The sequence below is a fragment of the Winogradskyella ludwigii genome, assembly GCF_013403985.1.
GTDB lineage: Bacteria > Bacteroidota > Bacteroidia > Flavobacteriales > Flavobacteriaceae > Winogradskyella > Winogradskyella ludwigii.
Window position 1 is genome coordinate 96,562 of the sequence record NZ_JABFDF010000005.1, and the last position, 21,231, is coordinate 117,792.

Here is a 21,231-nt window from a genome sequence, read left to right on the forward strand (position 1 = left end):
TTTATATATTGCTTGTGTCAACACCTAGTTCAATTAATCGTTCTTTATCAAAAGACAAACTATTAAAAGGTTCTATATTAATTAGTGTATTAAACGCAGTTTCTACTTTCATACTTTTTTTATAGATCTCCATTATCCCTTTGAATTTTTCATAAATTTCGTGATCATTTTCAAATGATTGTTCTACCTCATTATTAGCTTTTCTTGCAAAAATATTATCTACAGGCAGATAATTTTCTATATATCTCAAAATTTGCTTAAATTCCTTTTGCATTGTTTTATCTCCAGAACACTTCTTTAAAAACTCATCAAATAATGGATGTTTTATATTAATTTTATATTGATTTTTCTCTCCAGTCTTTACTCCTTTGGATTCAAAATTCCATATTGGCTGAATCTCTTTTTCAGTATTTTCTTTTCTTATTTTATGCCTCTTAACTCCTCCATGAAATCTAAATGTATTGTTCGCTTCAGATCTTATTCTATTACACTCAGCTCTTATGTCTGATTCAGCGAATCTAGGGATAGAAACTGAAGATTTACTTATATTTACACCCCATGCTAAATCAGACTGCAAACGGTTGGATAAATTAATTTCAACTCTGGCCAATATGTAATGGTGTTCTTTGTTAAACAACCCTAACCAACTTCCACGGTAAATTAGTCTATTATTTCTATAGACAAAAAAACCTTGGTTCTGATTAAAGGTTCCAATCTTTGATTGATTTTCGTACTCATTTTTATTTTGAAATTCACTTGAATGCTTTAAAACGTGCCCCTTTAACGAATAGGTATCGCCTTCTGAATTGTATTTAAATAGTTTCGTTTGACTAGAAATAGCAGCTGCATAAGGATTCCAATAATTTACACTTGTCCCATTCAGTCGAATATCTATAATGTTTTTGAATTTATGATATATCAATTCAAAGTGATTTCTAACTTTCGAAAGTTCTGAATAAAAACTAGATGTGGAAGATATTTGAATTTTATCCAAATTTTCCCAATAAACAACTGTCCAACTTTTATTGTCAAAAATATCTTTATTTTCTACTCTAGATATTATCTTTTCAATCAATAACTCAGGACAATCTAATGAATATACTTCCCATCCATTTTTATCAACATAATCTAGATCAAAGACTAAAGAGCTAATCATTTCTTTTTTTGAAATTAGGGTCAATTTTCTACATTGTGAGAAGCTTGCTGTTTTTAAACCTAATCCAAATCTTCCTAAATCCTCAGTATTTCTCTCCCGTTCAATCCCCTCACCTCCTAATGTTAAAGCCTTAATCATATCCTCGATAGTCATGCCTAAACCATCATCAATAATTGCCATCCATTCCAAATGATCAATATTTTCATTGAAATCATTATTTACAATTTCAATCCTTTTTGCCTCTGCAGCAATAGAATTATCAATTATATCCGAAAGCGCGGTTTTTAAATTATATCCGATACTTCTAAGCGACCCTAAAATACTTCCTGGTTTTGGTTCTATTTTAAATTTACTCATCTATAATATTAATCTTTATACCATTTTTTAACTCTCATTAACTACAACATTTCTAAAATTTTTGTTCATATAAGCTAATTATGTTTTCTCCATAATTCATTTTAGGAACTATTTATAGACCTAAGTAAAATCTCATATGTCATCAACGCCTTTTATTTTCCCTATGCTTCAATTAAGAAAGCACTTATTAGCAAAAAGTCTTTTTTATTTAAAATCATCATCTAAAACAAACATGAAATTCAACTTAACAACCTCCAAAGGAATAGAATTATCTATTAAATCAGACAATGCGGTTTCTAAAGAATAACCTTGCTCTGATATTGATTTAATTAGAAACTCAGGATTTGGCTGCGCATTGATAGTAATAATATTCATAGATGAAGTATCTAATTTTACCTTTACGGTTTATTGAATAATGGACTATCTAATAATTTTAAAAAGTCATTTTTTTAATTGATGCTTAAAAGTAAAAAATAATACCAAACAAATATTACGGTTTTACGTAAATGCATATTATTATTTTTAAATAATTTATTTAGGTTTTACACCTTTTGCATTATTCATCAAACGAATTATTTCATTGGCAAACTCAAAATTCTGCAAGACCTGATAAAGGGAAAGGATTATCTTATGTCAATCATAAAGAAACAGACAAAAAAATACTTCTATTTATTAGAGAAAAAGCAAAAAATGAATTTGGTAATAGTTTAGGTTACGTTTTTATTGGTGAAGGAAATTTAAAAGATTACAATGGTTCTAAACCTATGAGTATTAATTGGAAACTTAGCGAACCTATGCCTCATTATTTATGGAAAGATGCAGCTAAACTTTCAATTGGATAAAAGTATAGATTAACTATTTGTTATTTAGATAAGCTGTTTTTTACACCCTTTAAATCCCCTCAAAAAGGAACAATCCACACTAAGAAACGTTGAGTAAACAAGAAAGTTCAGGCCACCAAAGGGATTGCGTCACTAAAATAGTGTATATAACTCGAGTTAAACTAGGGGTTCACCCATAGCTCCTCCGTATGTACTCCGCATCTAAGTCGGGTTTAATTCGGGTTAGCCTCGGATATATGCAGACTTAACCTAAGCGAAACCCAAAAGGCTAGCCATAAGAAAAACAACAGATACAACAAGTTAAGTGAAATGATATAAGATTAGCGACGCTTCTTCTTCTTAGTCCGCTTCTTTTTAAATCGTACTTTATCCTCAGACTTACGCTGATTAAAAGGCACAGCATCATTAAACGTATTTTTTGCCTCACCTGAAGGTTTGTTCTTCTGCCACTTTTCAGTTCGCTCTGGGAGTAAAACGCTTAGTAAATCCTCACGGCCTAATTTGTTTAAGGTCTTTTTAATCCACGCTTTATTTTCATCCTTGTACCAGAAGAAAAAACGGTGTTGTTCGTCCTTTTCCTTTTTAGTAATAGGCGTGTTTACCTTCTTTAAAGTATAAGGATGGTAACCACTATAATAAATTACCGTAGCAACCGTCATTGGTGTTGGTGTAAAACCTTGCACTTGCTCTAACTGGAAACCCATATCTTTAGTTTCAGCAGCTAGATTAGCCATATCTTCCACTTCACAAGCGGGATGATTAGATATAAAATAAGGGATTAATTGAAGCTTTAAACCCTTCTTAATATTAATCTTATCAAAACGTTCCTTAAACTTATGGAAATACGAAAACGAAGGTTTACGCATCAGTTTTAAAACCGGATCACTAGTATGCTCTGGCGCTACTTTCAATCGTCCAGAAACATGCTTCGTCATCACTTCTTCCGTATAAGCATCTAACTCTTTAGGATCGGCATTCTTATTAAATTCTGGCACCAACATATCATGTCTAATCCCTGAACCAATAAATGATTTTTTTACCTTCGGATGCTTATCTACCGCTTGGTATAATTCCGTTAACGGTTTGTGAGACGTATCTAAATTACTACAAATCACGGGAGAAATACAACTCGGTGCCACACATTTGTCGCAAATAGATTGCACTTTCCCTTTCATCTGATACATATTGGCACTTGGCCCACCAATATCAGATAAATACCCTTTAAAATCAGGCATATTGGCCACTGTATCTACTTCTTTCAAGATAGATTCCTGACTACGAGACGCAATAAATTTTCCTTGGTGTGCAGAAATGGTACAAAAGCTACAACCACCAAAGCACCCTCTGTGAATGTTAATGGAAAACTTAATCATTTCAAACGCAGGGATAGGTCCTCGTTTATTATATTTAGGATGTGGTAATCTTGTATAAGGATAATCGAAAGAGGCATCAATTTCAGCTTCCGTCATCGTTGGATACGGCGGATTAATCATCAAGGTCTTATCCCCTACTTTCTGAAAAATACGTCGTGCAGCCAACTTATTAGATTCTTGCTCTATCGTTTTAAAGTTAGAGGCAAATTTCTTTTTATCGCTCAAACAAACCTCATGCGATTGTATTTCTACATCTTGCCAATTACTATTTTTAGGAATTTTAGCATCTGCATCAAGTAAAACTGCTGTTTGCATGATGGTATTAATACTACTAAAAGGCACTCCTTTTAGTAACAAACGCACCACTTCACGCAAAGGTTGCTCACCCATACCGTAAACCAACATGTCTGCCTTAGACGTTTCTAAAATAGAAGGCATTAACTTATCACTCCAAAAATCGTAATGTGTTACACGGCGTAAAGATGCCTCAATACCACCAATCAACACGGGAGTATCTGGCCATTTCTCTTTTAAAATATTCGTGTAAACGCTTGTCGCGTAATCGGGTCGGAACCCAATATCTCCATTCGGAGTATACGCATCTTTATCTCTACGTTTTTTATTAGCATTATAATTGCTAATCATAGGATCCATACAGCCACCTGTAACCCCAAAAAACAATTTTGGAGCACCAAGTTTTACAAAATCCTGAAGATTATCTGTAACGCAAGGTTGTGGCACTATAGCAACGCGCAAGCCAAAACTTTCTAACATACGGCCAATAACGGCAGGACCAAATGTTGGATGATCTACATAGGCATCTCCGCTAAACAGGATAACATCTAGCGCTTCCCATCCACGAATCTTCACCTCTTTGTTTGTGGTAGGCAACCAATCTGAAAGTTGTAATTTAGTATTCACGCTGCAAAAGTAGTTAAAATATTGCCGCTTAGGCAGTACAAAAAGTTAAGGTATTTTATTTGGGCGTTACCCAAGGGTCGTGCTCTCGGCAGTCGCTTTTTTGTGTTGCATAGGTGCAACAACACAAAAAGAGCTTCAACAAATGCCTCCATCACTAACGCAGACGCACATCTAACCAACTAAAAGCATCAAAAAATCGATAGTTCTCGTTATAAATCCAAGCCTTTTAAACTCTCTACACGGTTTCTAATTAAGAAATCATCAATCGTTTCAAAATGCTCAATCACGCGTTTTTCTTTAAATTCAAAAACCTTTTTAGATAGTCCTTGTAAGAAATCACGATCGTGAGACACCAATATTAAAGTGCCATCAAAATTCTGAAGTGCTTCTTTCAGCACATCTTTAGATTTTAAATCTAAGTGATTCGTCGGCTCATCAAGAATTAATAAGTTCACAGGTTCTAGTAAGAGTTTCACCATAGCCAATCTGGTTTTTTCGCCACCAGACAACACACTCACTTTTTTATCAATATCATCGCCTCTAAACATAAAACCACCCAAGATACTTTTAATCTGAGTTCTTACATCTCCTTTCGCAACATCATCAACCGTCTGAAAAATGGTTAAATCTTCATCTAACAAAGCCGCTTGGTTCTGTGCAAAATAGCCAACCTTTACATTATGACCTAAACTACAAGTTCCATCTACATCAATCTCCCCTAAAATAGCTTTAATCATAGTCGATTTCCCTTCACCATTTCGACCTACAAAGCAAACCTTCTCTCCTCTTGCAATAGACATGTTAGCATTATTAAACACCACGTGGTCATCATAAGATTTAGAAACTTCTTTAACGGTTACTGGATAATCACCAGAACGCTGCGTAGCTGGAAAACGTAATTTTAATGCTGAGGTATCTACATCATCAATCTCAATAATTTTTAATTTCTCAAGCATACGCTCACGAGACGTCACTTGGTTGGTTTTAGAATATGTCCCTTTAAAACGCTCAATAAACTGCATGTTATCTGCAATAAACTTCTGCTGTTCTTGGTAAGCCTTTACTTGATGCACACGTCTGTCTTCACGTAATTGAAGGTAATGTGTATAATTAGCTTTATAATCATAAATACGACCCATAGTCACTTCAATCGTTCTATTGGTAATGTTGTCTACAAAGGCACGATCGTGAGAAATAACCACAACAGCATTGGCTTTATTCAGTAAAAAATCTTCTAACCAAATCACCGATTCTATATCAATATGGTTGGTTGGCTCATCTAATAAAATTAGATCTGGCTTTTGTAATAAAATCTTAGCCAGCTCAATTCGCATACGGAAACCACCAGAAAATTCATTGGTAAGTCTTGCAAAGTCTTCCTGTTTAAACCCTAAACCTTTTAATGCTTTTTCAACTTCAGCATCATAATTTACATCTTCTAAAGCGTAGTACTTCTCTCCTAAATCGGACACACGCTCAATAATTTTCATGTACTCATCAGACTCGTAATCGGTTCTTGTTTCCAATTGCTTGTTAAGACCTTCCATTTCGTCACGCATTTCGTACACATGCTTAAATGCTTTAGACGCTTCATCGAAAACCGTAGTATCATCTTCGGTTAACAAATGCTGTGGCAAATAAGCAATCACAGCATCTTTAGGACATCTCACATGGCCACGAGTACCACTCTGAACACCAGCAATAATTTTCATCATGGTAGATTTTCCTGCACCATTTTTACCCATTAAGGCAATTTTATCATTGGCATTAATAGTAAAAGACACATCACTAAACAGCGTATGACCACTAAATTCTACGGCTAAATTATCGACTGAAATCATATTCTAAATTTTTGAAGCTGCAAAACTACTAAATGGTAACTCATTATTTATAAATATGTATGAAATTATATAATATCTTATTTCAGTTAATTCTAATTTTATTTAAGTCAAGCGTAATAGTATTTATACCCTAATTTTAATTTCACTTAAAAAATAGCACTATGATTATCACAAAAGTATTAGGATTAACAAGCGCACTCACAAGAAGCAAAAAAGCCAAAATAGCTATTCTAGGTTTAGAAATGGCTGTGTTAGGTTATGCACTTTACCAACAGAAGCAGGAAAAGAAAAATAAACGCCTTAAATCTTAATGGTAAATCAATTTTGAAGTAATTTTGCGGTCATATTAAGGACAATGAGTATCATTTCAGAAGACATATCAAAAGCTATTCATCTTTTAACAGCTGAAGACATTGTTGCTATTCCAACGGAAACCGTTTATGGATTAGCAGGAAACATCTATAGTGAAAAAGCTATAAAAGCCATTTTTGAAACTAAGAAGCGTCCCTTTTTTAATCCGCTAATTGTTCACATTCCATCTATAGACCAACTATCTAGTATCGTTGATTATATTCCTGAGAAAGCACAATTATTAGCCGATGCCTTTTGGCCAGGACCAATAACTTTAGTCTTAAAAAAGAAAGCTATTATACCGGATTTAATAACAGGAGGAAAAGATACAGTGGCAGTACGTGTGCCCAATCACCCAACCACTTTAGAATTATTAAATAAATTAGATTTTCCTTTAGCAGCACCAAGCGCAAATCCGTTTAGTAGCATAAGTCCAACAACTGCAAAACATGTTGAAAACTATTTTAAAGACAGTATTAAAATGGTTTTGGACGGTGGCTCTTGCATAAGCGGTATAGAATCTACTATTATAGGTTTTGAAAATGATACACCTATCATTTACCGATTAGGATCAACGGCCATTGAAGATATTGAAGCTGTTGTTGGAAAAATTGAAATTAAGAATTCTATAGCTCAACCAAATGCTCCAATTAATATAAAAGCAGACGTTACACCAAATGCTCCAGGCATGTTGGAGAGACACTATGCTCCAAAGACCAAAACAGTATTAACTGATAACATATTAAAGTCTTTAAATACTTATGACGGCAAACGCATAGGACTTATCACATTTAAATCTAAAGTAGAGAACAAAAATATAGAAGTCCAAATAGCCTTGTCTGACTCTGGAAGCCTTGCCGAATCTGCCTCTAATCTTTATGATGTGTTACATCAATTAGATACTATGAATTTGGATATTATAATAGCAGAAGTATTCCCTGATTACGGCCTAGGAAAATCTATTAACGATAGATTAACTAGAGCCACAAAAAAATAGCAAAAAACACATTTTTCCAAACCTACTGATTTTCAGTACAAAAAATATCTTCCTCTAGGTTTGGTAAATCAATACTTTATCGTAAATTTGCAAACTCTTTTTTAAGAAAGAGGAATGTTTAATCTATTGTGCTTTAGGGCACAATTACAAATCAAATTAGTGTGGATACATTAAGCTACAAAACAGTTTCAGCTAACAAAGCTACCGTTAATAAGGAGTGGGTTTTAGTTGATGCTGAAGGACAAACTTTAGGTCGCTTAGCTTCGAGAGTCGCAATACTCTTAAGAGGTAAGCACAAACCTAATTTCACGCCACACGTTGATTGCGGTGATAACGTAATAGTTATCAATGCTGAAAAAATCAACTTAACTGGTAACAAATGGACGGAAAAAAGTTACATCCGTCACACAGGTTATCCAGGTGGACAAAAAAGTCTGACAGCTACTGAAATGTTTGAGAAAGACCCAACCAGATTAGTAGAAAAGTCAGTGAAAGGAATGTTGCCTAAAAACAAATTAGGAGCAGCTCTTTTTAGAAATTTAACTGTTGTTTCAGGTACTGAGCACGCTCATGCAGCGCAGAAACCTAAAACAATGACATTAAAAGAAATTAACTAAATGGAAGTAATTCACAAAATTGGCCGTAGAAAGACGGCTGTTGCTCGTGTGTATGTTGCCGAAGGTACTGGTAAAATCACAGTGAACAAAAAAGACATGGCGGATTATTTTAGTACTGCGACATTGCAGTACAAAGTAAACCAACCTTTAGCCTTGACTAACAATGATGGCAACTTTGATATTACTGTTAACGTATATGGAGGTGGTATCACCGGCCAGGCAGAAGCAATACGTTTAGGCCTTTCTCGCGTTATGTGCGAGTTAGATCCTGAAAACAGATTAGTATTAAAGCCAGAAGGTCTATTAACTAGAGATCCAAGAATGGTAGAAAGAAAGAAATTCGGTCAGAAAAAAGCCCGAAAGAAATTCCAATTCTCGAAACGTTAATATCCAAACAACATCTAATTCAGAACTTGATTTCTCAGGTTCTGAATTATTTTATTTTATTGCCAAGATTCTGAAACACTTTCAGAACTTAAAGTTTAGCATCTAAATGTTTAAGGCGAGCGAAAGCAACCACTTAATCATTGCTAATTTAACAGAACGTAAACTATTACAAAATGGAAAAAATTGAAGTAAAAGAATTACTTGAAGCAGGTGTACACTTCGGTCACCTTACTCGTAAGTGGAACCCAAACATGGCTCCTTACATCTATATGGAGCGTAACGGTATTCATATTATCAACCTTTACAAAACAGCAGCAAAAATTGAAGAGACTTCTGAAGCATTAGCTAAAATAGCAGCATCAGGAAAGAAAATCTTATTCGTTGCAACAAAAAAACAAGCTAAAGACATCGTTGCTGAAAAGGCAGGTGCTGTAAACCAACCTTATATTACTGAACGTTGGCCTGGTGGAATGTTAACTAACTTTGTAACTATCAGAAAAGCCGTTAAAAAAATGGCTACTATTGATAGAATGAAGAAAGATGGTACATTCAACTCTTTATCTAAAAAAGAACGTTTACAAGTAGATCGTTTACGTGCAAAATTAGAAAAGAATTTAGGTTCTATTTCTGATATGACACGTTTACCAGGTGCTATTTTTGTAGTAGATATTATGCGTGAGCATATTGCTATCAAAGAAGCTCAAAAATTAAACATTCCAATCTTTGCAATGGTAGATACTAACTCTGACCCACGTGAAGTAGATTATTTAATTCCTGCTAACGATGATGCTTCAAAATCTGTAGATAAAATCTTATCTATCGTTACATCTGCAATTGCTGATGGATTAAACGAAAGAAAAGCTGAACGTGCAGAAAAAGATGCTAAAACTCAAAAAACTGAGAAAAAAGCAGAAACTAAAACTGAAGCAAAAGAAGAAGCAAAACCTGCTGCTCCAAAAGCTGAAACAGCTCCTGTAGCATCTCAAGAAGAAGAATAAATAACATTTATACACTATTAAAAGTCATTTAGTTCTTTTCTCTTCGAGAATTAATTAAATGACTTTTTAAATTTTAGAAACTATGGAAAATACTGTAAAAATTACAGCAGCAGAAGTAAACAAGCTTAGACAAGCTACTGGTGCTGGTATGATGGATTGTAAAAAAGCTTTAGTTGAAGCTAGTGGAGATTTTGATAAAGCCATTGAAGTTTTACGTAAAAAAGGACAAAAAGTAGCAGAAAAAAGAGCTGACAGAGATTCTTCTGAAGGTGCTGCTGTTGCTAAAATAAATGCAGATAACACTTCTGGTGTTGCTATTGTTTTAGGTTGTGAAACTGATTTCGTTGGTAAAAATGAATCATTTGTAGCATTAGCTAACGACTTAGCTGATATTGCACTTAACTGTAACAGTAAAGACGAATTTTTAGCTGCTGATTTCGGAGGAATGACTGTTGCTGAAAAATTAGTTGAACAAACAGGTGTTATTGGAGAAAAACTAGATATCACTTCTTTTGAAAAATTAGATGCACCTTTTGTTGGACAGTATGTACACATTAACAAAATTGCTGCAATAGTTGGTTTATCTGCAAAAGTAGATAACGTTGAAACTTTAGTTAAAGATGTTGCAATGCAAGTTGCTTCTATGGGAGCATCTTCTTTATCTTATAAAGATTTCGATCCTGCTTTCGTTGCATCTGAAACAGAAGCACGTATCGCAGTAATTGAAAAAGATAATATTGAATTAGGACGTTTAGGTAAGACCTTAAAGAATGTACCTAGTTACATTTCTATGGCACAATTAACTCCTGCTATTATTGCTGAAGCTGAAGAAGCTGCAAAAGCAGAACTTAAAGCTGAAGGTAAGCCAGAACAAATCTGGGACAGAATTTTACCAGGTAAAATGGAGCGTTTTATTTCTGATAATACAACTTTAGATCAAGAACAATGTTTATTAGATCAAAAGTTTATTAAAGACGAAAAGAAAACTGTTGCAGATTACGTTAAAACTTATGGTGATGTTACTGTTACTGGTTTTAAACGTGCTTCTGTAGGATAATTGATCATATTCAAGATATACTCATTAAAAAGGCTTCTCAAAATTGAGAAGCCTTTTTTTTGGCTTTTTTTCACTTTTACAGATGCTAATAATTACGTAGCTTTGTTCAACTCTTAAATCATGTAATGAAATATAAAAGAATACTACTAAAATTATCTGGAGAAGCCTTAATGGGAAACCGTCAATATGGTATTGATCCAGAACGTTTATCTGAATACGCTAAAGATGTTAAAGAAATTACAGAATTAGGTGTTGAAGTAGCAATCGTTATTGGTGGAGGAAACATCTTTAGAGGTGTTGCTGGTGCCATGAATGGAATGGATAGAGTTCAAGGCGACCATATGGGCATGTTAGCTACTGTAATAAACGGTTTAGCATTACAAAATGCATTAGAAGATGCTGATGTAAAAACACGTTTACAAACTGCTATTAAAATTAACGAAGTTGCAGAACCTTTTATTAGAAGAAAAGCAATGAGTCATCTTAGAAAAGGTCGTGTTGTAATTTTTGGTGGTGGTACTGGAAATCCATATTTCACAACAGATTCTGCTGCCGTTTTACGTGCAATAGAAATTGAAGCAGATGTGATTTTAAAAGGTACGCGTGTTGATGGTATTTACACAGCAGATCCTGAAACAGATAGTACAGCAGTAAAATTTGATCATATTTCTTTCGAGGATGTTCTAAGAAAAGGTCTAAAAGTAATGGACACTACTGCATTTACTTTAAGTCAAGAAAATAAATTACCAATTATTGTTTTTGATATGAACAAAAAAGGAAACTTACTTAAAGTTGTAACAGGAGAAAAAATTGGAACAGAAGTCAATGTTTAAATTTTGGCTTAAATATTGATTATTCTTATATTAAAAAGTTAACACTATGAACGAAGACATTATATTTATAATAGACACTGCAAAAGAAGCTATGGATGCTGCTATAAAGCATTTAGAAAAGCAATTTGTAAACATTAGAGCAGGTAAAGCCAGTCCTGCAATGTTAGGCAGCGTGATGGTAGATTATTATGGATCTAAAACACCAATTGGACAAGTAGCAAATATAAACACTCCAGATGGAAGAACTATAACAGTACAACCGTGGGAAAAGAACATGCTTCAAGAAATTGAGCGTGGTATTATGATTGCCAACCTTGGTTTTAACCCAATGAATAATGGAGATACAATTATAATTAATGTACCACCATTAACTGAGGAGCGTCGTAGAGATTTAGCAAAACAAGCTAAATCTGAATCAGAACATGCAAAAGTTGGTGTTAGAAGTGCACGAAAAGAAGCCAATAACGACATTAAAAACTCGGATGTTTCTGAAGATTTACAGAAAAATGCAGAGGTAGACATACAAAAGCTAACTGATGCTTTTGTAAAGAAAATCGATGATACTTTAGCTGTAAAAGAAAAAGAAATTATGACTGTCTAGTTCTTCAATTAAATCCTTTAACATCCCAATGACTTGGGATGTTCTTTTATAATTATAATTTAATCATTTTAAATGCTAAAGCACCTGTTTGTTGTTTTACTACTAACGCTTGCTACAAATAGTTATGCGCAGCAGCGGCTTGTAAAAAGAACAGATTCCGTTAAAATAGCACAAGATTCTATTAAGAAAACTGAATTTTTAAAAAATATTGGCAACGGTTTTTTCCCTTTTCATCACTTTAATCTTGATTTACGCTATCTCGTAAAATTTAATCAATATGAAGGTTTTAGAAGTGGTTTAGGTGGTATTACTAACAATAGATTTTCTGAACACTACAGAATTGACGGCTACTTAGTTTATGGCTTTTTAGATAAAGCTTTTAAATACAAAATAGGAGGAGGTTTTAGAGTTAACGAAGCTTCAGATACTTGGATTAATCTTGCATATACAAATGACTTACAAGAAACAGGGAGTTCTAAATTCTTAACAGATAAGCGCTTTTTTACTTTTTTTGAGCCGCGCTTATTAAACATCGATTTATTTCACAAGCATATTACCAAATCGGTTTCAATACAACACAAATTATCTGACAACTTACTTACAGAAACGCAACTAGCCACTTCTAGGATAGAACCAACATATTTTTATAACTTCTTATTAAACGATAAAAATTATAGCGATTTTAACCTAAGTACTGCTAAGGTTAGTTTGCAATGGAGTCCGTTTAGTAAATTTACTATATTAAAAGGTAAAACAGTTGAAACTAAGAATGGTTACCCAAAATTCACACTTCAATTCACTCAAGCTTTCAGATCTGTATTTGGAAGTGATTTTAAGTTTTCGAAACTAGATTTTAGAACCATTCATCAATTCACCCATAAAAACAAATCGACTACCAACATTACGCTTGTAGCAGGATTAGCAGATGGAGAAGCACCTTTAACACATTTATATCACGCTTACCCAAACAATATTAATAAAGAAACTATTTTACAACGATTTTCAGTCGCTGGGTTAAACAGTTTTGAAACCATGTATTTTAATGAGTTTTTTAGTGATAAATTTTCTACACTACAATTAAAACATGCTTTTAAACCATTTAAGATCACGGAGCGTTTTAAGCCTCAATTAGTCTTAATATCTCGATATGCTGTTGGAGATATGAATAGTATTAACAGACATGAAGGCATTGAGTTTAATACCCTAAAACACCTTTATTCAGAATCTGGTTTTGAAATCAATAAACTTATTTTTGGCTTTGGACTTAGTTTCGCCTATCGCTATGGTGGCTATCACTTACCTAATTTAGAAGATAATATGGCCTTTAAGTTTACCTTCAACATTTCACTTTAAATCAAATTATAATCCTGATAATTATCCTACTAATCCTTAGGTTTTTTCTACCTTTACTGCTTATTTATTTCATACATGTTTAAAATTTTAACTACAGGATTTTGGGAAGTTATTGCGAGACTTATTCTTCGTAATAAAATCTTTATACTTATTGCTATTATTTTGGCAACTGTGTTTTTTAGTACACAATGGAAATACATGCAGTTTTCCTCTACGGAAGCCAATCTATTACCAGACGACCACGAAGTAAACCTTACGTACAATAATTTTTTAAAGATTTTTGGAGAAGAAGGTAACCTTGTTGTCTTAGGCGTAAAAGATTCAACAATATTTACGGTAAAACAGCTTAATGCGTGGAATAATTTAGCAGACTCATTTAAACCTTATGATGAAGTAGAAGCCGTTTTATCGATTAAAGATCTTAAGAAATTAGTTAAAAATACAGAAGACGTAAAATTTGATCTTGAGCCATTTATTAAAGATTCTATTTCTAGTATGGAAGAGATTCTTAAACTTGAAGATGAACTTTTTAAACAATATCCTTTTTACGATAACTTCTTATTTAATGCAGACACTAAAACCATTAGGACTGCACTTTATTTAAAGAAAGATTTTATAAATACACCAGCTAGGAAAGTCTTTATTTTAAATGTACTCCAAGAAAAAATAGATGCATTTGAAGCCCAAACAGGGTTAGATGTTAGAGTTTCAGGTATGCCTTATATTCGTACTTTAAATTCACAGAGTATTATAGATGAAATTCCTATTTTTATTGGTGGTGCACTCTTGGTAACCTCATTGATCTTTTTCTTATTCTTTAGATCTTTTAGAGCCACATTTATTTCACTTATCGTAGTTTGTATTGGTGTCATGTGGACCTTTGGAATCTTAGGTTTATTAGGTTACGAAATTACAGTACTTACAGCACTAATTCCTCCATTAATTATTGTTATAGGAATCCCTAATTGTGTTTTCTTAATCAATAAATATCAGCAAGAAGTAAAATCTCATGGTAATAAAGTAAAATCCTTACAACGTGTAATTACTAAAGTTGGTAATGCTACACTTATGACTAATGTTACTACAGCTTCAGGTTTTGCTACTTTCATCTTTACAGAAAGCACATTACTTAAAGAGTTTGGTATTGTTGCATCCTTAAGTATTTTAGCCATTTTTATATTGTGTTTACTTATAATTCCAATAATGTATACGTTCTTACCTTACCCAAAAGAACGCCATTTAGAACATTTAAATAAACGCTGGATTGGTGCTTTTGTAGATTGGATGGTAAACATGGTAAAAAACAAAAAAATTACCATTTACATTACAACGCTTATTTTAATCGTTGCTAGTATTATAGGAATTTATCAGATTAAAATCTCAGGCAGTCTTATTGAAGATATGCCTCAAAACACTGAATTTTTTAAAGATATTCGATTTTTTGAATCTGAATTTAATGGAATTATGCCATTAGAAATCATGATTAATACCAAACGTAAAAAAGGAGTTATGAAGTTAGCGACTTTGAAACGAATGGACGAATTGGAAGAATTAATTAATGATATCCCAGAATTATCGAGGCCTATATCTGTGGTTAGTTTAGTAAAATATAGCAAGCAAGCTTATTATAACGGCAATCCAAAATATTACCAATTACCAACTAGTCAGGAAAATAGTTTTATCTTATCGTATGCTAAAAACTCAACGTCTAACACAGATATGTTGAGTGATTTTGTAGATAGCACTGGGCAATATGCGCGTATCACCACTTTTATGAAAGATATTGGTACAGATAAAATGGAGCGTATTCAAGAAGATCTTCAAACTAAAATAAACAAAGTATTTCCAAAAGAACGTTATGAAGTTATCTTAACAGGTAAAGCTTTGGTGTTTCAAAAAGGAACTAAATACCTTGTAAAAAACTTAATAATATCGCTTACGCTAGCCATTATTCTTATTTCATTATTTATGGCTTATTTATTTCGTTCATTTAAAATGATTATTGTATCCCTTATTCCTAACCTACTACCTTTACTTATTACTGCAGGTATTATGGGCTTTATTGGTGTACCTATAAAACCCTCTACAATTTTAGTATTTAGTATTGCATTTGGAATTTCTGTAGATGATACTATTCACTTTTTAGCCAAATACAGACAAGAATTACAAGCCAATAAATGGAAAGTACGTAAATCCGTTTATGCTGCACTGAGAGAAGCTGGAGTGAGCATGATTTATACGTCTATTGTATTATTCTTTGGTTTTTCAGTATTTACAATTTCAAGTTTTGGTGGTACAGTAGCTTTAGGAGCTTTAGTATCTATAACCTTACTATTTGCTATGCTATCTAACTTACTGTTATTACCTTCGCTTCTACTATCTTTAGAGAAAAATATTGCCAATAAAGAAGTATTAAGAGAACCTTCTATAAATATTATCCCATCAGAAGCTGATGAAGACCATACTAAAGAAGACCACAAAAAAAATAAAGATTAACAACATATTTTAGCATTCAAAATTATTTAAAAATGAATTCAAAAACTGTAGCTGAACTACTATCTCAAGATGTAACCTTACAAGATGTTACTGTAAAAGGTTGGGTAAGAACTTTTAGAGCAAACCGATTTATTGCTTTAAACGATGGTTCTACCATAAATAATATTCAATGTGTTGTAGATTTTGAAAATTTTGACGAAGCACTTTTAAAGCGTGTAACTACAGGAGCTGCAATTCATATTACAGGCGAATTAGTAGAAAGTCAAGGAAAAGGACAATCCGTTGAAATTGTTGTAAAAACATTAGAGATTTTAGGGGATTCTGATCCTGAAACTTATCCTATTCAACCTAAAAAACACTCTTTTGAATTCTTAAGAGAGAATGCACATTTACGTACTAGAACAAATACATTTAGTGCTGTAATGCGTTTACGTTCTTCATTATCTTTTGCTATTCATAAGTATTTTAATGAGAATGGTTTTTACTACATGCATACACCAATAGTAACGGCTAGTGATGCAGAAGGTGCAGGTGAAACTTTTAAAGTCACAAATTTAGATATTAAAAATCCACCTTTAAATGAAGATGGATCTGTAAATTATAAGGAGGATTTCTTCGGAAAGGAAACAAATTTAACCGTTTCAGGTCAGCTTGAAGCTGAATCTTACGCGATGTCTTTAGGTAAAGTTTACACTTTTGGGCCAACATTTAGAGCAGAAAATTCAAATACTACACGTCATTTATCAGAGTTTTGGATGATAGAACCTGAAGTGGCTTTTATGGATTTAGCGGGTAACATGGATTTGGCTGAAGACTTTATGAAATCTGTTTTAAGTTATATTCTTGATAACAACAGAGACGATTTAGAGTTTTTAGACAAACGTTTATTGGACGAAGACAAAACAAAACCACAAGCCGAGCGTAGCGACATGAGCTTAATTGAAAAAATTAAGTTTGTTGTAGATAATAACTTTAAGCGTGTAAGCTATACGGAAGCTATAGATATTTTAAGAAACTGTAAACCCAATAAGAAGAAGAAATTTAAATATATCATTGAAGAATGGGGAGCTGATTTACAATCTGAGCACGAACGTTTCTTAGTCGAAAAACACTTTAAATGTCCTGTAATATTGTTTGATTATCCTGCAAATATTAAAGCGTTTTACATGCGTTTAAATGAAGATGGAAAAACAGTTAGAGCTATGGATATTTTATTTCCAGGTATTGGAGAAATGGTTGGTGGTTCTCAACGTGAAGAACGTTTGGACGTTTTAAAAGAAAAGATGAAAGCTTTAGATATATCTGAAGAAGAATTATGGTGGTATTTAGATTTACGTAAATACGGAACAGCTGTTCACTCTGGTTTTGGCTTAGGTTTTGAGCGTTTAGTAATGTTTGCCACAGGAATGGGAAATATTAGAGATGTTATTCCTTATCCAAGAACACCACAAAACGCAGAGTTTTAATTGTTAAATTATATACCTGACTAATTTTAGAAACTAGTCAGGTATTTTTTTACTACATTTATAATCAACAGAAATTTTATGTCTCTAAAGCAGTTTTTATCGTTTAAGCTCTCGCAGAAGCTCTCTCCGCAACAGATTCAACTTATGAAGTTGATCCAATTGCCTACACAAGCCTTTGAGCAACGTTTAAAGCAAGAGTTAGAAGAAAATCCTGCACTAGATACAGGAAAAGAATCTGAAGCATCTGACGATAATCTTGATGAATTTGATAATTCTGAAGAGAACTACGATGACAACGAAACCATAGAAGCCGATGATATTAATATTGATGAATATCTAAGCGACGACGAAATACCAGAGTACAGAACACAAGCCAATAATTATAGCGCTGATGACGAAGATAAATCTGTGCCATACGCGGCAGGTACGTCTTTTACACAACATTTAATAAATCAATTAAATACCTTTCGTTTATCAGACCAAGAAGAAGAAATTGCATACTTCTTAGTTGGTAGCGTAGATGAAAGTGGTTATATACGTCGTTCCCTTGCAGACATTGCAGACGATTTAGCTTTTACTCAAAATGTGTATACAACCGAAGAGGAAGTTGAAAAGGTTTTACAAATTGTACATCAACTAGATCCAGCAGGTGTTGGTGCTCGTAACCTTCAAGAATGTTTGAGTATTCAATTACACCGTAAAGAACAGCATCCAAATGTTGAATTAGCTACAGCTATCATAGACAATGGATTTGAACAATTTACAAAGAAACACTATAAAAAGTTAATGCATAAATTTAGTATTAACGAAGACCAATTAAAAGATGCTATTGAAGAGGTTGAAAGACTAAACCCTAAGCCAGGTGGATCTTACGCGGGAAACAACAAAATTGTAGAGCATATTGTTCCTGACTTTGCCATAAAAATTGTTGATGGAGAATTAGAATTGACACTTAATGGTAGAAATGCTCCAGAATTACACGTATCTAGAGAATACAACAACATGCTTAAGGGCTACAAAGAGACTAAAGAAAAGTCTAAGTCCCAAAAAGATGCGGTAATGTTTATAAAGCAGAAATTAGACGCTGCTAAGTGGTTTATAGAAGCTGTTAGACAACGTCAGCAGACGTTATTTGTAACTATGAGTTCTATTATGCATTACCAAAAAGAATACTTTTTAAGTGGCGATGAGCGTAATTTACGTCCTATGATTTTAAAGGATATTGCAGACGAAATTGAAATGGATGTTTCTACCATTTCGCGTGTGGCAAATAGTAAATATGTAGACACACCTTATGGCACAAAATTAATCAAAGAATTCTTTTCTGAGTCTATGACCAATGACCAAGGTGAAGAAGTTTCGACACGAGAAATTAAAAAGATTCTTGAAACCGTTATTGAAGAAGAAAGCAAAAAGAAACCAATGACTGACGAAGCGCTTTCTAAAATATTAAAGGATAAAGGCTATCCCATTGCTAGAAGAACCGTTGCCAAATACAGAGAACAATTAGATATTCCTGTAGCACGATTAAGAAAAGAACTCTAACTCTTATCTCAACTCACAACATAATACCCTCCATTCAAAGTTACATTAGAACTTATGAAAGAGTAAGACAGACCAACATGTAGTTATTAGTCATTTAATTAATAATTTATGACACTACTAACCTTAACTAACACGATTTTTAGAAGATAAAACTTTACATTTGCCACAGCAATGAAAAATTTTATTTTAAAGAGCATATCGTTTGTTTTTCATCCATTAATTATGCCATTAATGGGGGTGCTATTTTACTTTTCAAAAACACCTCGATTTATTCCAGAACCTGTTAGAAGTGCGAAGATATTTTCTATTGTAATTCTTACTATAATCTTACCTATTCTACTTTATTTTTTACTGAAAACAATTAATAAGGTTAATTCAATTTACCTGAGAAGTACAAAAGAGCGCTTAATACCATTATTGGTTAATTCCATTATAATTTCATTAATTCTAATAAGAGTATTAGCAAAAGATGAAATCATAGAATTGTATTACTTCTTCTTAGGTATATTGTTCGCAACAGTCATCTGCTTTATTATGGCTGTATTTAAAATTAAAGCGAGCATACATATGATAGCAGCATCAGGTTTTTTTATGTTTACCGTGGCTATAAGTATGCATTATCAGATTAACATAAATGGCACTATTGCCTTAATGATGATAATTCTTGGTGCGATAGCTACCTCTCGTTTACACTTAAAAGCACATACCTATCAAGAATTACTTTTAGGTACTTTAACAGGGTTTACACCACAGTTTGTCCTGATGACTTATTGGCTATAAGACATAAAACATAAGTCCAATTTTTATGGACTTCATTGTAATACTTTCTCCTTCAAATTCAGAATTTTCATCAAAAATTGAATTCAATCCATAATACACATGAAAGTTCCAGGTACTGTAACCTGCACTTAAGGTTAAGCCGTATTGTAATTTATTAAAATCATCAATATTAGAGAGTTTCTGAATATCTAAATCACTTTTAAACTTGGTAGAATTATAAACTAAATAACCCATTTTAAATCCCGTATAAATACGCCAAAAATTATGATCTTCTGCATTAGACGTTCTCCATCTAATTTCAAGAGGAATTTCTAAAAGGTAGGTTGTAAACTTATTTTTTGAAACATTATAATCATCCTCATCGATTTCAATAAACGATACCTCATTATCAATTTCTTGAATTAAAATGTTTTTTTGGTTATAGGAATTTGTAGACAATCCCAAGCCTAAACCAATAGCAACATTACGTTTAGTATTAATAGGCATATCTCTAATAAACCCAAAATGAAACCCTGAGGAAAAATCGGTTTGAGAAACACCACTAGGCTTCTCACTGAGTAAATTATAGGTCACAGAAGCGTAAAATTGATCCTCTCTGTAATTATTATCTAGTTCTGACTCAGAAGCACGATTACTTTGAGAAAACCCTAAAAAAGCTATTAATAAAGCAATAAGTAAAACAAAACTTTTCATGTATATAAAATTACAAAATCTTTGATATCTATTAAACAAAAAAACGCCCTGATTACTCAGGACGTTTTCAATATAAAATTATAAAATTTTATTTACTCAACTTTTTTTGTATTAGCAATATACATTACTTTTAATGCATTTGCCTTACGCAATTCTTGCTTAATATCTGATACTAAACCTGCGTTAGTGCTCTTATCTATCTTTAGACCGACTACAACTTTACTTTGAAGCTCTTCATTCATTTCGCTTATTCCTTGATAAATTGAAGATTGAACATCTTCTAAACCTATAAAGGCGTCATTAAATTGAATTCTTGGTTCTTCACCAAACTGCTTATACTGACTACTAGGCTTACCTGCATAGATAAAAATAGTTCTATCTTTTTTAAGCTTCTCAACTTGATCTGCGCTTGGTAATTTGTTTTCAATCATCAAAGAACTATCTCGCATTACGGTAGCAACCATAAAAAAGAAAAGCAACATAAATACAATATCTGGGAGTGATGCCGTCGAAATTGCTGGCATTTCACCTTTATCTTTCTTTCTAAACTTAGACATATTTGTTTCT

The 21,231-nt window shown here is 32.9% G+C and carries 20 protein-coding genes; 14 read left to right on the forward strand and 6 right to left on the reverse strand.

Annotated features, from left to right (window positions below; all coding sequences use genetic code 11):
• Position 1: 1 nt before the first annotated feature.
• Both HM981_RS12835 and HM981_RS12840 read right to left on the reverse strand, forming a co-directional pair.
• A complete protein-coding gene (locus HM981_RS12835) occupies positions 2–1,513 on the reverse strand; it encodes an ATP-binding protein (protein ID WP_179339213.1) in 1,512 nt (503 codons plus the stop codon).
• Between the two features lie 204 nt (positions 1,514–1,717).
• Complete coding sequence (locus HM981_RS12840; protein ID WP_179339148.1) at positions 1,718–1,888, reverse strand: hypothetical protein; 171 nt, start codon at positions 1,886–1,888, stop codon at positions 1,718–1,720.
• 176 nt (positions 1,889–2,064) lie between these two features.
• On the opposite strand from HM981_RS12840, the gene HM981_RS12845 reads away from it, so the two are divergent.
• Positions 2,065–2,355, forward strand: a complete 291-nt coding sequence (locus HM981_RS12845) for a DUF3427 domain-containing protein (protein WP_179339214.1) — start codon at positions 2,065–2,067, stop codon at positions 2,353–2,355.
• 320 nt (positions 2,356–2,675) lie between these two features.
• On the opposite strand, the gene HM981_RS12850 is transcribed toward HM981_RS12845, so the two are convergent.
• Entirely contained in the window at positions 2,676–4,649 is a 1,974-nt protein-coding gene (locus tag HM981_RS12850; protein WP_179339215.1) for a YgiQ family radical SAM protein, read from the reverse strand.
• A gap of 209 nt (positions 4,650–4,858) precedes the next feature.
• Entirely contained in the window at positions 4,859–6,490 is a 1,632-nt protein-coding gene (locus tag HM981_RS12855) for an ABC-F family ATP-binding cassette domain-containing protein (protein ID WP_179339216.1), read from the reverse strand.
• Between the two features lie 161 nt (positions 6,491–6,651).
• Between HM981_RS12855 and HM981_RS12860 the strand changes: the two genes are divergently transcribed.
• The 13 genes from HM981_RS12860 to HM981_RS12920 all read left to right on the forward strand — a co-directional run bounded on the left by HM981_RS12860 (position 6,652) and on the right by HM981_RS12920 (position 19,971).
• Entirely contained in the window at positions 6,652–6,801 is a 150-nt protein-coding gene (locus HM981_RS12860) for a hypothetical protein (protein ID WP_175455517.1), read from the forward strand.
• Between the two features lie 44 nt (positions 6,802–6,845).
• Positions 6,846–7,838 carry an L-threonylcarbamoyladenylate synthase gene (locus tag HM981_RS12865; RefSeq protein ID WP_179339217.1) on the forward strand — a complete coding sequence of 331 codons (993 nt, stop codon included), beginning with the start codon at positions 6,846–6,848 and terminating at the stop codon, positions 7,836–7,838.
• 161 nt (positions 7,839–7,999) lie between these two features.
• Positions 8,000–8,455: a 50S ribosomal protein L13 gene (gene rplM, locus HM981_RS12870; RefSeq protein ID WP_179339218.1), complete on the forward strand. Its 456-nt coding sequence runs from the start codon at positions 8,000–8,002 to the stop codon at positions 8,453–8,455.
• Positions 8,456–8,842, forward strand: coding sequence for a 30S ribosomal protein S9 (rpsI, locus tag HM981_RS12875; RefSeq protein ID WP_179339219.1), 387 nt, complete (start codon positions 8,456–8,458; stop codon positions 8,840–8,842).
• Positions 8,843–9,015: 173 nt separating this feature from the next.
• The gene (gene rpsB, locus HM981_RS12880) at positions 9,016–9,840 is read left to right on the forward strand and encodes a 30S ribosomal protein S2 (RefSeq protein ID WP_179339220.1); all 825 of its coding nucleotides are present in this window, start codon (positions 9,016–9,018) and stop codon (positions 9,838–9,840) included.
• Positions 9,841–9,922: 82 nt separating this feature from the next.
• Positions 9,923–10,897: a translation elongation factor Ts gene (gene tsf / locus HM981_RS12885; protein ID WP_179339221.1), complete on the forward strand. Its 975-nt coding sequence runs from the start codon at positions 9,923–9,925 to the stop codon at positions 10,895–10,897.
• A gap of 125 nt (positions 10,898–11,022) precedes the next feature.
• Complete coding sequence (pyrH, locus tag HM981_RS12890) at positions 11,023–11,730, forward strand: UMP kinase (RefSeq protein WP_179339222.1); 708 nt, start codon at positions 11,023–11,025, stop codon at positions 11,728–11,730.
• A 46-nt stretch (positions 11,731–11,776) separates the two neighbouring features.
• Positions 11,777–12,331, forward strand: coding sequence for a ribosome recycling factor (gene frr / locus HM981_RS12895; protein WP_179339223.1), 555 nt, complete (start codon positions 11,777–11,779; stop codon positions 12,329–12,331).
• A gap of 72 nt (positions 12,332–12,403) precedes the next feature.
• Entirely contained in the window at positions 12,404–13,684 is a 1,281-nt protein-coding gene (locus HM981_RS12900) for a DUF5686 family protein (RefSeq protein WP_179339224.1), read from the forward strand.
• Between the two features lie 75 nt (positions 13,685–13,759).
• Complete coding sequence (locus HM981_RS12905) at positions 13,760–16,180, forward strand: efflux RND transporter permease subunit (RefSeq protein WP_179339225.1); 2,421 nt, start codon at positions 13,760–13,762, stop codon at positions 16,178–16,180.
• A gap of 32 nt (positions 16,181–16,212) precedes the next feature.
• Complete coding sequence (gene asnS / locus HM981_RS12910; RefSeq protein WP_179339226.1) at positions 16,213–17,646, forward strand: asparagine--tRNA ligase; 1,434 nt, start codon at positions 16,213–16,215, stop codon at positions 17,644–17,646.
• 78 nt (positions 17,647–17,724) lie between these two features.
• Positions 17,725–19,191, forward strand: coding sequence for an RNA polymerase factor sigma-54 (gene rpoN, locus HM981_RS12915; protein WP_179339227.1), 1,467 nt, complete (start codon positions 17,725–17,727; stop codon positions 19,189–19,191).
• Positions 19,192–19,422: 231 nt separating this feature from the next.
• Entirely contained in the window at positions 19,423–19,971 is a 549-nt protein-coding gene (locus HM981_RS12920; RefSeq protein ID WP_246286253.1) for a hypothetical protein, read from the forward strand.
• On the opposite strand, the gene HM981_RS12925 is transcribed toward HM981_RS12920, so the two are convergent.
• Positions 19,966–20,664: a porin family protein gene (locus HM981_RS12925; RefSeq protein ID WP_179339229.1), complete on the reverse strand. Its 699-nt coding sequence runs from the start codon at positions 20,662–20,664 to the stop codon at positions 19,966–19,968. The two genes, HM981_RS12920 and HM981_RS12925, sit on opposite strands and share 6 nt — an antisense overlap.
• Before the next feature lie 92 nt (positions 20,665–20,756).
• Complete coding sequence (locus HM981_RS12930) at positions 20,757–21,221, reverse strand: ExbD/TolR family protein (RefSeq protein WP_179339230.1); 465 nt, start codon at positions 21,219–21,221, stop codon at positions 20,757–20,759.
• Positions 21,222–21,231: the final 10 nt, after the last annotated feature.

Excerpts from the sequence above, each read along its gene's own strand:
- HM981_RS12855 (WP_179339216.1), bottom strand. The coding sequence starts at position 6,490 with ATGATTTCAGTCGATAATTTAGCCGTAGAATTTAGTGGTCATACGCTG.
- HM981_RS12905 (WP_179339225.1), top strand. The coding sequence starts at position 13,760 with ATGTTTAAAATTTTAACTACAGGATTTTGGGAAGTTATTGCGAGACTT.
- HM981_RS12920 (WP_246286253.1), top strand. The coding sequence starts at position 19,423 with ATGGGGGTGCTATTTTACTTTTCAAAAACACCTCGATTTATTCCAGAA.
- HM981_RS12925 (WP_179339229.1), bottom strand. The coding sequence starts at position 20,664 with ATGAAAAGTTTTGTTTTACTTATTGCTTTATTAATAGCTTTTTTAGGG.
- HM981_RS12860 (WP_175455517.1), top strand. The coding sequence starts at position 6,652 with ATGATTATCACAAAAGTATTAGGATTAACAAGCGCACTCACAAGAAGC.
- tsf (WP_179339221.1), top strand. The coding sequence starts at position 9,923 with ATGGAAAATACTGTAAAAATTACAGCAGCAGAAGTAAACAAGCTTAGA.
- frr (WP_179339223.1), top strand. The coding sequence starts at position 11,777 with ATGAACGAAGACATTATATTTATAATAGACACTGCAAAAGAAGCTATG.
- HM981_RS12840 (WP_179339148.1), bottom strand. The coding sequence starts at position 1,888 with ATGAATATTATTACTATCAATGCGCAGCCAAATCCTGAGTTTCTAATT.
- HM981_RS12835 (WP_179339213.1), bottom strand. The coding sequence starts at position 1,513 with ATGAGTAAATTTAAAATAGAACCAAAACCAGGAAGTATTTTAGGGTCG.
- asnS (WP_179339226.1), top strand. The coding sequence starts at position 16,213 with ATGAATTCAAAAACTGTAGCTGAACTACTATCTCAAGATGTAACCTTA.
- rpsB (WP_179339220.1), top strand. The coding sequence starts at position 9,016 with ATGGAAAAAATTGAAGTAAAAGAATTACTTGAAGCAGGTGTACACTTC.
- HM981_RS12900 (WP_179339224.1), top strand. The coding sequence starts at position 12,404 with ATGCTAAAGCACCTGTTTGTTGTTTTACTACTAACGCTTGCTACAAAT.
- HM981_RS12865 (WP_179339217.1), top strand. The coding sequence starts at position 6,846 with ATGAGTATCATTTCAGAAGACATATCAAAAGCTATTCATCTTTTAACA.
- pyrH (WP_179339222.1), top strand. The coding sequence starts at position 11,023 with ATGAAATATAAAAGAATACTACTAAAATTATCTGGAGAAGCCTTAATG.
- rpsI (WP_179339219.1), top strand. The coding sequence starts at position 8,456 with ATGGAAGTAATTCACAAAATTGGCCGTAGAAAGACGGCTGTTGCTCGT.
- rpoN (WP_179339227.1), top strand. The coding sequence starts at position 17,725 with ATGTCTCTAAAGCAGTTTTTATCGTTTAAGCTCTCGCAGAAGCTCTCT.
- HM981_RS12930 (WP_179339230.1), bottom strand. The coding sequence starts at position 21,221 with ATGTCTAAGTTTAGAAAGAAAGATAAAGGTGAAATGCCAGCAATTTCG.